This is a genomic window from Limnobacter sp. CACIAM 66H1 (assembly GCF_001601825.1).
Classification (GTDB): domain Bacteria; phylum Pseudomonadota; class Gammaproteobacteria; order Burkholderiales; family Burkholderiaceae_B; genus Limnobacter.
Map to the genome: position 1 here is coordinate 1 of NZ_LUJK01000043.1, position 13,598 is coordinate 13,598.

The following is a 13,598-nucleotide window of genomic DNA, read 5'->3' on the forward strand; positions in this document are numbered from 1 at the left end:
GACGACCTCGATGCGGGCACCCAACAATGGAGTGCAGTTATAACGGTATGGTGCTCATGGGCAGGATCGAACTGCCGACCTCTCCCTTACCAAGGGAGTGCTCTACCACTGAGCCACATGAGCAACTTTCTATTAAAGCCTGGAGCGGGTGAAGGGAATCGAACCCTCGTCTTAAGCTTGGAAGGCTTCAGCTCTACCATTGAGCTACACCCGCACACCTTGTACACCCCTTTTCAAGGGCGCACTCGGTTAAACTGCTTGAATTCTTGGTGGAGAGAGTTGGATTCGAACCAACGTAGGCGTAAGCCAACAGATTTACAGTCTGCCCCCTTTAGCCACTCGGGCATCTCTCCAAAAGAGAACCCCGGATTATGGATGCTTTTTTAAACAACGTCAACACCTCATGCCCCCTTTCCGTCTTATTTGTATATTAATTCTTGGTTTTTCCAGCGGACTGCCCCTTGCTCTGACAGGAAGCACCCTCCAAGCGTGGCTGGCTGTGGAAAATGTGGACATAAAAACCATCGGTTTGTATGCGGTGGTTGGATTTCCATACACGTATAAATTTTTGTGGTCGCCATTTCTTGATTATTTAAAACCGGGCTTTTTTGACCAACGGCGTGGCTGGATTGCGTTGATGCAATTGGCCTGTGCCGGGCTGATAGCAACCATGGCCTTTGTGGACGCTCATTCTGCCTGGACGGTGGCCACAGTCGCCGTGGCAATTGCTTTTTGCTCATCGACCCAGGACATGGCGATCGACGCCTATCGCACCGACCTGCTGCCCGCCCCAGAGCGCGGACTGGGCGCGGCCTACTACGTCACAGGTTACCGGGTGGCCATGCTGGTTTCAGGCGGGCTGGCATTGATACTTGCCGGCGAGTACCTGGGCTGGACTGGCACTTATCTGTTGATGGCCGCGTTGATTGGCGCCTGCGCTGTGATTACCGCCTTAAGCCCCACCTCGGACACACCCGAGGACTTGGCCAGGCGAGCAGCGAAAAAAAAGCTGTTTGACATTGTGAAAGAGTCGACACGCAACTTCATGAGCAAAGAAGCCGCAATCTGGATTCTGCTACTAATCGTACTTTACAAAGTGGGTGACGCGTTTGCAGGTTCATTGACCACCGCATTTTTGCTCAAAGGATTGGGCTTTACCTTGACCGAGGTTGGCGCTGTGAACAAAACAGTGAGCCTGATTGCAACATTGTTGGGCGCGTTTCTGGGTGGCGCTTTGATGACACGCATGGGCTTATACGGGTCACTGATGTTGTTTGGGATATTCCAGGCGGTTTCAAACCTGTCATTCTGGGTACTGTCCGTGATAGAGCCCAGTATTTGGGCCATGGGCAGCGCCGTATTTGTTGAAAACCTGTGCGGCGGCATGGGCACGGCGGCTTTCGTGGGCTTGTTGACCAGCTTGTGCAGCAAGGAGTTCTCGGCCACGCAATATGCCTTACTTTCATCGCTCGCTGCCATGGGCCGGGTTTACCTGGCAGCGCCCGCCGGTTATGTGGTAGCAGCGTATGGCTGGAGTGACTTTTTTATATTCTCAACCGCGGCCGCCGTTCCCGGATTAGTAGCGCTCTATCTGCTTCGATCGAGCATCCAGAAATTGGCGAGGTGAACAGTTGTGCCATTTCTGAAAGGCATGGATAAAGGCCGAGGGCGATGAATAGCCCAGCCGGGCAGAGACTTCGGACACACTCAGCCCGGTAGAACTGAGTAACTCTTCGGCCATGGTTTGACGAACCTCCGCCAGCAAGTCTCGATAACTGGTGCCCTCATCAGTCAGACGCCTGCGTAAAGTACGCTCAGTCATGAAATGATCGGTGGCAATCTGCGCAAGGCTTGGAGAGGACGACAAGTCGGCGAGCAATTTGTTGCGCAACCAGGCGGATACGCCCCCACGCTGCATTCGACGAGAGAGCAGATTCTCAAGTTGGGTCTCACAGAACTTTGCACTGTGTTCATTTGCCTTGGGTAGCGGCAAGTTCAACCATTGCTCGTCGAATGTGGCCCTGTTGACAGGGGCATTGAACTGCGGGATGCAGCCAAACATGGTTTCGTATTGAGACAGGGGTGCGTTGGGCGCAAACGCAAATTCAACAGCCCGTAAAGGCAAGCTGACTCCGAATAGCTCCCGCTGCAAAACCTGAATGGCAGAGCAGTCGCGCTCGGCCACAAATGAACGTACTGCCGGGGGCAAATGATCAACCGACAGAATCATGGATGCCAAACCGTCTCCAAGTGCCAGCTCGACTTTGGAGAAGGCAAAGGTCAGGTCAAGATAACGCAAACCCAGTTCGACAGCCTGCCTGAAAGTGGGGCTGGTGATCAGTGCGTACCCCCAGATGCCGTAGGTGGTCAGGTGATACTCAGCCCCGGCCATCAACCCAAGCCCCGGGACTTTGCCGTGCAAACGCACCAGGTTATGAATCACTTGTAACTCTTGATCAGGATCAATTTCCAGATGTGGATCATCAAGTTGCGCGGGGAGAATCGAGGAGCCCGTGAGGAGTGCACTGCGGGTGGAGCCGAGCCGTACGCCCAGTTCACTCAGAATTTTTACACTGGCAACAGTTCGACGAGCTGGCATAGGAGAGCAGGATTTGTCCGGAAATATCAACCATCAATGATTGTAATCAAGTTGAGTCGAGGTGTGGGGCTTCTACACTGTTATGAATCAAAACCCGGGGAGACATCAATTGCGTGCATTGTTGAATGAACTTGGGTGGGCCGGCCCCGACAGGAAAGCGTTGATCGAAAAACATGCCTTGCCCACATCGACTTTTCTGGATTGCATGGGCCTGAAAGTGCATGTGAGCATTGAGGGCAGTGGACCTGATGTGGTCATGATCCACGGCTTTGCGGCCAGCCTTCACACGTGGAGCGATGTTTGCACACAGATGAGCAAGCAGTTCCGCATTATTCGCTTTGATTTACCCCCGTTCGGTTTGACAGGGCCGGCACTCGACGAACATGGCCGAGTGCGGAAAATGGACGTGGCCTTCTATCAGCAGTTCGTGGATGCAGTACTGGACGCTCTGGAAATTAGAAAATGCGTCATGATCGGCAATTCATTCGGAGGATTTTTAAGTTGGGATCAGGCGCAAAGGCATCCCGAACGGGTGCGAGGTTTGATCATTTCTGATGCTGTTGGGTATCAGCAACCGCTACCGATTTACATCACACTGTTTACAATCAAACCGATCGCATGGCTCACACGACATGCAGTGCCCGCATTTTTGTTGCGAATGGCTGTTCGCGATGTGTACGGGGACAAGCGCAAACTGAAAAAAGAAGTGCTGAACAGATACCTGGAGTTGTTTATGCACAAACCCAATCGTGGCGCCGTGGGTCAGATGGTGGGGGTCTTTACCGATGGAGAACTGGGCTCGGAACGGTTGCCTGAAATTCAGTGCAAGACATTGATTGTGTGGGGTGGCGATGACCGATGGGTCAGCATTGAAATGGCTGGCCGATTCAATCGGGATATCCCGAACTCGGAGCTGAAGGTGTACCGGGGAGTCGGCCATATTCCGATGGAGGAGACTCCCGGTCGTTTTGCTGCGGATTGCATCTCTTTCATTGAGAATCTTTGATCTAAATTCTGGAAATAATTATGAGAAATAAAGTGGTGTTTATTACTGGTGGCGCTCGGGGTCTTGGTGCAGGGTTGGCCGCAAAAGTAGTGGGCAATGGTGGCAAAGCCTTTATTGTGGACTTGAGCGCCGAGGCGGTGTTTGCTCAAGTTGAAAATTTGGGCGGAGAAGGTATTGCTGGCTGCCAGGCCAATGTGTGCAAACCAGCAGACCTGGAACTTGCCATGGCCGAATGCAAGGAGCGCTTTGGCAGGATTGATGTCGTCGTGGTGAACGCTGGAATCTTGAAAATGGGCTCGATTGAGCACATGAACCCGGCTGACTTTGACGCAGTCATGCAGGTAAACGTGAACGGTGCGTTCAACACAATTCGCGCCGGCATACCTTACCTGCGCGAAACAAAGGGTTATCTGCAAGTCATATCTTCATTGGCAGCCGCGATTCATACGCCATTGATGGGCCACTACGCTGCTTCGAAAGCAGCAGTTGAGGCCTTGGCTGACGTGGCCAGACAGGAGCTGGCGCTGGATGGCATTGACGTAGGTTGTGTACACCCCACGTTTACCAATACTGCAATGATCAAGGAGGTGAATGCAGGTGTGCTCTGGGGAGGTCACAAGGGTGCCTTTGGCTCAATTGAGCCAGAGTTGGTAATTGATGCGATGTACAGGGGTATTGAAAAACGTCAGCGTAAAATTATTGCACCCAAGGCCATCGCGCCGCTGGTGTTGGCACCCGGGTTGTTTCACCGGGTGGCAGAAGGCTTAAGTCGACTACAAGGCTCGGAACAGGCCTTGAAAAAATTCAAGACGGAAGAAGCAAAGTCATTTACTCGACAGTGACCGACTTTGCGAGGTTACGGGGTTTGTCCACATCCGTGCCCTTGACCAAAGCGACATGATAGGACAACAACTGCAGGGGCAAGGTGTGCAGAATCGGGGATAAATGCCCGGCGTGATCAAGCAAGTTGATCACATGCACACCATCGGCTTTGTCAATCTTGGTGTCGCGGTCAGCAAAAATGTAAAGCTCGCCGCCGCGTGCACGCACTTCCTGCAAATTGGATTTCAACTTCTCGATCAAAGTGTCTTTGGGAGCTACGGCAACCACCGGCATATCGGCATCCACGAGGGCCAAGGGGCCATGCTTCAATTCACCGGCCGCGTAAGCCTCAGCATGGATGTAGCTGATTTCTTTCAGCTTCAACGCACCTTCCATGGCAATCGGGTAGTGCACACCACGTCCGAGGAACAGGGCATGACGCTTCTCTGCGAAACTGGCAGCCAAAGCCTTGATCTCGGGCTCGAGCGCCAGAATGTTCTGCATGGCTGAAGGAAGGTGACGCAGCTGCGTGAGCAAGGTCTTTTCTTGTTCCACAGAAAGTTTTCCACGCAACTTGGCCATCACCAAGGTGAAGGTGAAAAGCGCAGCCAGCTGCGTGGTGAAAGCCTTGGTTGAAGCCACACCAATTTCGGGCCCTGCGCGTGTCAAGAACTTCAGGTTGCTAGCCCGGATAAGCGCGGACTCCGGAACGTTGCAAATGGAAAGCGCATTGACCATGCCCTGTGACTTGGCATGCTCCAATGCTGCCAGCGTGTCGGCAGTTTCGCCAGATTGTGAGATGGTGATCACCAAGGTGTTGGGCAAACTGACACTGGTGCGATAGCGATACTCGCTTGCAATTTCAACATTGGTGGGCAAAGCGGCAATCGACTCGAGCCAATAGCGTGCAACGGATGCAGCGTGGTAGCTGGTGCCACATGCCAGTATGAGTACCTGCTGAATACCGGGAAGGATATGACCCGCTTCTGCACCGAACAACTCAGGCTTGACTGCTGAAGCGTTGCTGACCATTTCCAGTGTGGCAGCGATGGCACCGGGCTGCTCGTAGATTTCCTTTTGCATGTAGTGGGCATAAGGGCCCAGTTCCACGGCATCGGCAGACAGCTGACTTTCAATAATGGGCCTTTCGACCTGCTGGCCGACGCCATCGAAGAATAAAACCCCGGTGGTTTGCAATTGCACCACATCGTTTTCTTCGAGGTAGGTAATTTGTTTGGTGTAGGCCACCAGCGCTGAGGCATCTGACGCCAAAAAGAATTCGCCCTCGCCATGCCCCACCAAGAGGGGGGCACCTTTCTTGGACGCAAGCAAAGTCAGCGGTGCCGTATTACAAATGACCGCGATGGCGAAAGCGCCTTCCAGCTTTTTCACGGTGGCCTGCACCGCGGCCCGTAATTCAAGACCTTGAACCAAATGCTTGTGGGTGAGGTGTGCGATAACTTCGGTGTCGGTGTCGGATTGAAATACGTAGCCCTCGGCAGTCAGTGCCTTTCGGATTTCCTCGTGATTTTCAATGATGCCGTTGTGCACCACGCTTACAGAGACACCCTGCCCCTCACTGATGTGGGGATGTGCATTGCGCTCACTGGGTACGCCGTGCGTGGCCCATCGAGTGTGGGCAATGCCCATTCGTGCACTCAGGGTTTTGGTGCTGGAGTCGAGCTCGACCACACGACCTACGCTGCGAGCACGATGGATGGATTGGTCAGCATCGGACTGAATGGCCAAGCCAGCCGAGTCGTATCCGCGGTATTCAAGCTTTTTCAGGCCATCGATCAATACTGGCACGCTGTTGGTTTTGGAGAGTACGCCGACAATTCCGCACATGATGTGAGGTTTTCCTTTATTTTTTGGTTGATTTGACCGGGCGCTTCCAGCCCGTGATCGTAATTTGTTTGGCACGTGACACCGTCAGCGCATTCTCTGGCGCATCTTTGGTGAGGGTGGTTCCCGCGCCAAGGGTGGCCCCCTTCTTCACGGTCACGGGTGCTACCAGCTGTGTGTCCGAGCCGATGAATACGTCGTCCTCGATGATGGTGAGGTGTTTGTTGGCGCCATCGTAATTGCAAGTAATCGTGCCAGCCCCCACATTCACCCGCTCGCCAATTTGTGCATCGCCGATGTAGGCCAGATGATTGGCTTTGGACTGATTGGCAATGCTGGCATTCTTGACCTCGACAAAGTTGCCAATGTGTACTTCATCGCCCAATTTGGCACCTGGACGCAGGCGCGCGTAGGGACCAATGACCGCTTTTTCGCCCACGGTGGCATCGGTGAGATGGGAATAGGCTTCTACACGGGTACCCGCCGCAATACTGACGTTGTTGAGGACACAATAGGGGCCAACGGACACCCCATCGCCCAAGGTGACTTCCCCTTGAAACACACAGCCAACATCGATCGATACATCTGCGCCACAGTGCAGCGTGCCACGCAAATCAATCCTGGCGGGATCGAGCAGTTGCACACCGTCGATCATTAATTTTTCAGCCTGATAAAGTTGCCAGATACGCTCAAGCTCAGCTTGTTGAACGCGGGAATTAACACCCGACACTTCCCAGCCCTGCGTGGGCTGACAGGTTCGCACCAATAAGCCATCGGCATGTGCCATCGCGATGATATCTGTGAGGTAATACTCGCCCTGTGCGTTGTTGTTACTCAGTTTGCCCAGCCAGTTTTTTAACTGCGAGGTAGGGCAAGCAAGAATACCGGTATTGACTTCGGTGATAGCGAGCTGCACAGGCGTTGCGTCTTTTTGTTCAACGATGCCAACCACCACACCTTCGGTATCACGAAGAATGCGGCCATAACCATGTGGGTTGGGCATGTGCAAGGTCATCAAGCCCATCTGACCGGCCTTTGCCGCCTGAACCAGAGGCTGCAAAGATTCAAATTGAATGAGAGGGACGTCACCATACAATATCAGAGTAACCGGATGATCGGCCAAGGCCGGGATTGCGCATTGAACCGCATGGCCTGTACCCAGTTGCTCTGACTGAGTCGCAAATTGAATACCGGACTGGAAAGACAAATGCTGCTGAACCGCCTGGGCACCGTGCCCGACCACTACCACCACATGCGGATTTTCAAATTGCAGCGCTGTCCTGACCACACGGCTCAGCATCGACTGGCCGCCCACTGGGTGCAACACCTTGGGTAAGGCAGACTTCATACGGGTGCCTTTGCCCGCCGCGAGTATCACAATATTCATGTCAATAATCAGATTTAGAAAAACAAGGCCAGCACACCGGTGTATCCATACAAAGCACCACGGAAAATTTCACCGTTGGCTGAAAAACCAATCAGGGGGATATCCCCCAATTGCTCTCGGACAATTTGCTGCTCAACGCCTTGCAGGCCAAACAAGGCTGCACCCCGCCCATTGCATGCAATGTACACCGCGCCACGAGGTTTGCGCTGAGAATGGATTCCAGAAAAACCTGCAGCCTGAAGTTCATTGAGTTTGGGTGCTGGCGCGTCGAGATCTTCGCGCAGTTCTGCACACATTCTGGTCAAATCGACCCGTGCCGAATTTTCATCACGGGTGCAGAAAGACAAGCGATCGCCCAACTTGAAATCTTCAGCCACAGCCAGGGATTTTTTGTTGGGATCCATTCCAACCACGGGACGTACTTTCAGCTGGTGCGCCTCGGAGCGACCCGCCGTATACCCCTTCAGCGCAATGGATTCAGCCAGCGCCCGGTCAGTGAGCCCGACAAACAAACCATGCGCAAAACGTTTGGCCAACACCTCGGCAGCCTGGCTTGCTGGATCAGCATCATCCGAATCAGGTTGGAGACCCAAATCAGCGAGCAGCACGTCGAGCGCAGGCAAGCCGTCGAGCTCTTCGACAAAATTACCCCGCAGCCCGGTAATCTCATGCTCGACACCCACCACTTGAACGCCTTGGGTCATACGCACCTCGATGGGTAAACCGCTGGCGAACACCACACCGGAAACGCCTCCGGACAGAGGCTCTAGCGCGATGTGGGTATTGGCTGTACCAGCGCAAACCAGACCGCCAAAAATTTGACGTGTGCTGACTTTGAGCGATAAATCATCGAGAAGATCGTCAATGTCCTCAGTCAACGGATCGATGTGGATGAGTGCGGAGGACATGGCCTCCCTGCCCGAAGCAGTCACGGTGCCCGGCTTGGGCAAGGGCAGTTTGCCCGAGAAAACACGCGCGGAATCCGCGGGAAACTCCATCAACATGACTGCCAGTGCGGGCTCTTGGTAATACTCCACTCCACTGCTGCAGACACCGGGTGCCAAACCGCCAACCCACTCCTTGACATTGGTTCGCTGGCGCAAACCCTGAAGAATTTGGGGCATGTTTTCGGCGAAGGCCTCGGTGGCGTATATCAAACCCAGCTTTTGAGGCCGGGAAATATCGCTTGCAAACTGCTCCAGTTGCATCTGGCCTTCGAGCTGCACCAACACGAGTTCAAGTGCCTCTCTCCAGTTGGGGTGTGTGGCGTGGCCAAAACGAAACATCTAGGTCCTTGTGCGCGCGGTGCGGGTGCTGCTTGAGGTTTTCTTACGGGGCGTAGCCGCGCGCTTGGCTTTGGGTTTGACTGGTTTTTTGGATGGCTCGGCCGCATCGGGGGCAGCGTCGGTCCCAGAACCTGCCATGGCTGCCGTAGCAACTACCTTGTTGAATTGATCCTGCAGCAATCCCCACCACGCAGTGGCGTTTGACACAATTGCCTTCGAGGATTCTTGCGCAGCCGCATCGCTTGCCGCAGTTGCGGCAGGTTCAGGGTCGGGAATTTTGGGCGCAACCGGCTCAACACGAGACACCGGTGGTGGAGCGACCGCGGCCTGCATGGCATTTCGGATGATTTCCTCGTTCACTGCCTGATTGACATCACTGACACGATCGCCGCCCAAGCCCAAATTGGAACTGAAGGACTTGATCGTGGCTATCGTGCCACGCTGAACCTCCAAGCCCTGAATGGTCGCCCGAAGCATGCTGAGGTTGACGTTCAGCCATTGTTCAACCGCCTTGAGGTCGGAGATACGCTTGTCGAGCTCATCAAGATCGGTAGTGGGATTCATCACGCTGGGAATCGGCAGACTTCCCCAGATTTTCTTCACAAAATCAAATCCGTCGGTAACCGACAAGTTGGGTATTCTTTTGTTCGACATGCTTCCCCCTGCGTTTGACGCGGATTGTCCGGCTGAGCAGAGCCCAGTGGCTGCGAAATCAGTGACTGCGAATCATGGTGCCCACGCCTTGGTCCGTCAGAATTTCAAGCAGAAGGCAGTGAGGAACACGGCCATCCACCACGTGAACCGAGTTTACTCCGCTTTTGGCTGCTTCAATCGCGGAAGACAACTTGGGCAGCATTCCTCCCGAAATGGTGCCGTCTTCAAACAATTCATCGATTCGTTTGGCTGTCAGGCCAGTGAGCAACTTGCCGTCTTTGTCCAACACCCCGGGGGTGTTGGTCATCATGATCAGCTTTTCAGCTTTCAGTATTTCAGCAATTTTGCCGGCCACGAGATCGGCGTTGATGTTGTAGGCCATGCCATCTTCACCGAAGCCAATTGGCGAAATGACGGGAATGAAGGCATCATCCTGGAGAGCTTTGACAATGGCGGGATCGATGGATGCGATTTCGCCCACAAAACCGATGTCATGAAACTTGCCAGGCTCTCTCTTGTCCGCCAACTTCATTTTCCGGGCTTGAATCAGACCGCCATCCTTGCCGGTTAAACCCACCGCCTTGCCGCCATGCTCGTTGATCATCATGACGATGTCTTGCTGGACCTGACCGCCCAGCACCCACTCCACCACCTCCATGGTTTCCTCGTCGGTCACACGCATACCCTGGATAAAGGTACCCTGCTTGCCAATGCGTCGCAGGGCCTCATCAATTTGAGGGCCACCACCGTGCACCACAATGGGATTAATCCCAACCAACTTGAGCAACACCACATCGTGAGCAAAAGATTTTTGCAGGTTGATATCGGTCATGGCGTTACCGCCGTACTTGACTACCACCGTTTTGCCATGAAAACGGCGAATGTAGGGCAAGGCCTCGGACAGAACTTTGGCTTTGATTGCGGAAGTGAGGTTGTCTGTGGTCATGAATTGTCCGGGTAGAAACTAGGCACACAATGCATTTTAAAGCGAATCTACCCAGACAACGTTGGCAAGATGCCGATCGACGGATTCTAGAGAATGAATTGGGCAAGATCCTCGGATTTGGCTGCCTCGCCGAGGCGGGAGTCGACAAACTCGGCCGTGATCTTCACAGGTCGATGCTGCCCATTCGCTTCAAATGCAACCTCTTCGAGCAAACGCTCCATCACCGTGTACAGGCGACGCGCGCCGATATTCTCGGTTTTCTCGTTCACTGTGAATGCGATCTCAGCCAAACGACGAACACCCTCATCGGTGAATTCAAGCTCAACCCCATCTGTTGCCAGGAGTGCTTTGTACTGCTCGGTGAGACAAGAATCGGTGCTGGTCAGGATTCGCTTGAAATCTTCAACAGTTAACGATTCCAGCTCAACCCGGATCGGAAAGCGCCCTTGAAGCTCAGGGATGAGATCAGAAGGGCGGGACAAATGGAAGGCACCGCTGGCCACAAAAAGGATGTGGTCTGTTTTGATCATGCCGTATTTGGTGTTGACTGTAGTGCCCTCCACCAGCGGCAGCAAATCGCGCTGAACCCCTTGGCGAGAGACGTCAGTGCCCCGCCCATCGGCCTTGGTCGCGATTTTGTCGATTTCATCCAGGAATACAATGCCATCCTGCTCAACCCGAGAGATCGCCTTGGCTCGAACTTCCTCTTCATTCACACGCTTGGCGGCCTCCTCATCCTGAATCGCTTTCAGCGCCTCAGCCACTTTCATCTTGCGCAGCTTCTTCTTGCCACCGGAAATATTCTGAAACATGGACTGCAACTGCCCAGTGAGTTCTTCCATGCCAGGTGGGCCAACTACATCCAGTGAGGGCGAAGCGGCCGCCACCTCAATCTCGATTTCCTTGTCATCCAGCTCGCCAGCAAACAACTTTTCCCGAAATCGAATACGGGTGCGGTTTTCATCAGGCTCGGGGGCTTTCTCGGTGAAGCCGAAATCTCGAGCAGGAGGCAAGAGTGCATCCAGCACGCGATCGAAGGCTGCAGACTTTGCCTCTTCGACCACGCCAAGCTGGGCCTCTTCCCGCACCTGCTTCAAGGCAATTTCAATGAGGTCTCGAATGATGGTGTCCACGTCGCGACCCACATAGCCCACTTCGGTGAATTTGGTGGCCTCGATCTTGATAAACGGCGCATTGGCCAGCTTGGCCAGGCGACGGGCAATTTCTGTTTTACCCACGCCCGTTGGGCCAATCATCAGAATGTTCTTGGGCGTGATCTCCTGACGCAGGGGCATGGGCACCTGCATGCGGCGCCAGCGATTGCGAAGCGCCACGGCGACAGCTCGCTTGGCTGCGTCCTGGCCAACAATGTTCTTGTTGAGTTCTGCAACAATATTTGAAGGTGTAAGTTGAGTCATGTGATTAACCTTTGCTGCCAGATGCTTCAGGGGCACCCAACACTTCAATGGTGTGATGCTGGTTGGTGTAAATGCACAGTTCCCCTGCGATGGTCAGGGATTTCTTGACGATTTCTTCGGGCAAAAGTTCGGTGTTTTCGAGCAACGCTTTCGCCGCGGAATGTGCGTAGGCACCGCCACTGCCAATTGCAACCAAGCCTTGTTCAGGCTCAAGTACATCGCCATTGCCGGTAATAATCAGGGAGTGATTTTCATCAGCTACGGCCAACATGGCCTCAAGCCTGCGGAGCATGCGATCAGTGCGCCATTCTTTGGCGAGCTCGACTGCTGCCCGCAACAGGTGCCCCTGGTGCTTCTCGAGCTGGGCTTCAAAATGCTCGAACAAGGTAAACGCATCGGCAGTGCCGCCAGCAAAACCAGCCAGAATTTTGTTGTGATGAAGACGCCTTACTTTGCGGGCGGAACCTTTGACCACAATGTGCCCCAAGGTAACCTGTCCATCGCCTCCAAGCGCAACATGCTTACCTCTGCGTACTGACAATATGGTCGTGCCGTGATATTGCTCCATGCCTATCCTTTGGTTGGGGTGTTGCGCTTTGCGCACTAATGTCCCGATATGGGGACAATCAGGGCAGGATCAAGTCTTGTTTGATAACCGGCTGCACCTGGACAAAGGCGCTGAGCTCAATTGCAGCCTCATTGGCTTGATCAATGCTGCTGAACGGACCCACCAAAACGCGATGAACGCCCGACTCAGAGAGAATTTGGCTGGCTTTGCCGAACGCCTGGTGACTGGAAGACACCTGGGAAACCAAAGCCTCAGCGTTGTTTTTGTTGCCGAACGCGCCAATCTGAAGGTACAAGGGGGTTCGATGAACCGGCACCAGACCGGAGGCATTGTTCAGTGCCACCTGCTCGACCTGGACGCCGTTTTTGGCCACCAAGGTACCGTTCTTCTCTGCGTGATACCGGGCGATGGCATCGGGGGTCATCTTCTCGACAAGCACTTCAGCACTGCCCTGCTTGATGTAGTCGAGCTGATAGGCCGCTGCATAACTCAGATCAATAATTCGGCCACGCAAAAACGGGCCACGGTCGTTGACACGAACAATCACGGACTTGCCGTTGGCCAAATTGGTGACTTTGGCATAACTGGGGAGCGGCAAGGTAGGGTGCGCCGCTGTCATTTGGTGCATGTCGTAAATTTCACCGTTGGCGGTTTTCGCGCCATGAAATTTTTTGCCATACCAACTGGCCCGACCTTTTTGACTGTAAGGCTCTTCAAGTGAAGTTTGCGGCGTAAAGCTCTGCCCCATTACGGTGTAGGGCCGGGTGTTACGGATCGCAATTGGCTCGAGCTGGGGTTCAGCGGATGGCATGTCCTCCAAGTTGGCTGGCCGCAAATCGCCCGGGCCATCGTCGAGATAATAACCACCCCCTTGGGGCGCGGGCTCCCAGTTCTCATGTTTCACAGGTGGGGGAACAGAGGGCTTGGCCACGGTTTTTGCCGGGGGCGGCGATACCGGTTTGTCCAGGGGAACGCTAGAGCAGGCGGCTAGTGTCAATGACAGTGACGCAAATGCAATATAACGGATCACACCACTGCGCATGGAAACCTCCTTCATTTTTCCCCCG

General features: G+C 54.0%; 12 protein-coding genes and 3 tRNA genes. 3 read left to right on the forward strand and 12 right to left on the reverse strand.

Annotation, left to right across the window (positions count from 1 at the left end):
• Window positions 1–48: 48 nt before the first annotated feature.
• The 3 genes from A0129_RS11955 to A0129_RS11965 form a co-directional block, all read right to left on the reverse strand.
• Window positions 49–123: transfer RNA gene (locus tag A0129_RS11955), tRNA-Thr, on the reverse strand.
• A gap of 17 nt (window positions 124–140) precedes the next feature.
• Window positions 141–214: transfer RNA gene (locus A0129_RS11960), tRNA-Gly, on the reverse strand.
• A 53-nt stretch (window positions 215–267) separates the two neighbouring features.
• A tRNA-Tyr gene (locus tag A0129_RS11965) sits at window positions 268–353 on the reverse strand.
• A gap of 50 nt (window positions 354–403) precedes the next feature.
• On the opposite strand from A0129_RS11965, the gene A0129_RS11970 reads away from it, so the two are divergent.
• Complete coding sequence (locus A0129_RS11970) at window positions 404–1,627, forward strand: MFS transporter (protein ID WP_291715262.1); 1,224 nt, start codon at window positions 404–406, stop codon at window positions 1,625–1,627.
• Here A0129_RS11970 and A0129_RS11975 read toward each other — a convergent pair.
• Window positions 1,577–2,599 carry an AraC family transcriptional regulator gene (locus A0129_RS11975; RefSeq protein WP_291715264.1) on the reverse strand — a complete coding sequence of 341 codons (1,023 nt, stop codon included), beginning with the start codon at window positions 2,597–2,599 and terminating at the stop codon, window positions 1,577–1,579. The two genes, A0129_RS11970 and A0129_RS11975, sit on opposite strands and share 51 nt — an antisense overlap.
• 109 nt (window positions 2,600–2,708) lie before the next feature.
• Between A0129_RS11975 and A0129_RS11980 the strand changes: the two genes are divergently transcribed.
• Window positions 2,709–3,605 (forward strand): alpha/beta hydrolase, encoded by an 897-nt coding sequence (locus tag A0129_RS11980; RefSeq protein WP_291715266.1) that lies wholly within the window; start codon window positions 2,709–2,711, stop codon window positions 3,603–3,605.
• A 20-nt stretch (window positions 3,606–3,625) separates the two neighbouring features.
• Window positions 3,626–4,447, forward strand: a complete 822-nt coding sequence (locus tag A0129_RS11985) for an SDR family NAD(P)-dependent oxidoreductase (RefSeq protein WP_291715268.1) — start codon at window positions 3,626–3,628, stop codon at window positions 4,445–4,447.
• Here A0129_RS11985 and glmS read toward each other — a convergent pair.
• The 8 genes from glmS to A0129_RS12025 all read right to left on the reverse strand — a co-directional run bounded on the left by glmS (window position 4,434) and on the right by A0129_RS12025 (window position 13,588).
• Entirely contained in the window at window positions 4,434–6,275 is a 1,842-nt protein-coding gene (glmS, locus tag A0129_RS11990) for a glutamine--fructose-6-phosphate transaminase (isomerizing) (RefSeq protein WP_291715270.1), read from the reverse strand. The genes A0129_RS11985 and glmS overlap by 14 nt on opposite strands.
• A 16-nt stretch (window positions 6,276–6,291) precedes the next feature.
• Window positions 6,292–7,659, reverse strand: coding sequence for a bifunctional UDP-N-acetylglucosamine diphosphorylase/glucosamine-1-phosphate N-acetyltransferase GlmU (glmU, locus tag A0129_RS11995; protein WP_291715272.1), 1,368 nt, complete (start codon window positions 7,657–7,659; stop codon window positions 6,292–6,294).
• Between the two features lie 14 nt (window positions 7,660–7,673).
• Window positions 7,674–8,945 (reverse strand): FIST N-terminal domain-containing protein, encoded by a 1,272-nt coding sequence (locus A0129_RS12000; protein ID WP_291715274.1) that lies wholly within the window; start codon window positions 8,943–8,945, stop codon window positions 7,674–7,676.
• Window positions 8,946–9,599 carry a PhaM family polyhydroxyalkanoate granule multifunctional regulatory protein gene (locus A0129_RS12005; RefSeq protein WP_291715276.1) on the reverse strand — a complete coding sequence of 218 codons (654 nt, stop codon included), beginning with the start codon at window positions 9,597–9,599 and terminating at the stop codon, window positions 8,946–8,948.
• 58 nt (window positions 9,600–9,657) lie between these two features.
• On the reverse strand, window positions 9,658–10,545 hold the full coding sequence (gene argB / locus A0129_RS12010) for an acetylglutamate kinase (RefSeq protein ID WP_291715278.1): 888 nt from the start codon (window positions 10,543–10,545) through the stop codon (window positions 9,658–9,660).
• A gap of 86 nt (window positions 10,546–10,631) precedes the next feature.
• Window positions 10,632–11,963: an ATP-dependent protease ATPase subunit HslU gene (gene hslU, locus A0129_RS12015; RefSeq protein ID WP_291715281.1), complete on the reverse strand. Its 1,332-nt coding sequence runs from the start codon at window positions 11,961–11,963 to the stop codon at window positions 10,632–10,634.
• Between the two features lie 4 nt (window positions 11,964–11,967).
• Window positions 11,968–12,531 (reverse strand): ATP-dependent protease subunit HslV, encoded by a 564-nt coding sequence (gene hslV / locus A0129_RS12020; RefSeq protein WP_008248037.1) that lies wholly within the window; start codon window positions 12,529–12,531, stop codon window positions 11,968–11,970.
• Window positions 12,532–12,589: 58 nt separating this feature from the next.
• A complete protein-coding gene (locus A0129_RS12025; protein ID WP_291715282.1) occupies window positions 12,590–13,588 on the reverse strand; it encodes a septal ring lytic transglycosylase RlpA family protein in 999 nt (332 codons plus the stop codon).
• Window positions 13,589–13,598 lie beyond the last annotated feature (10 nt).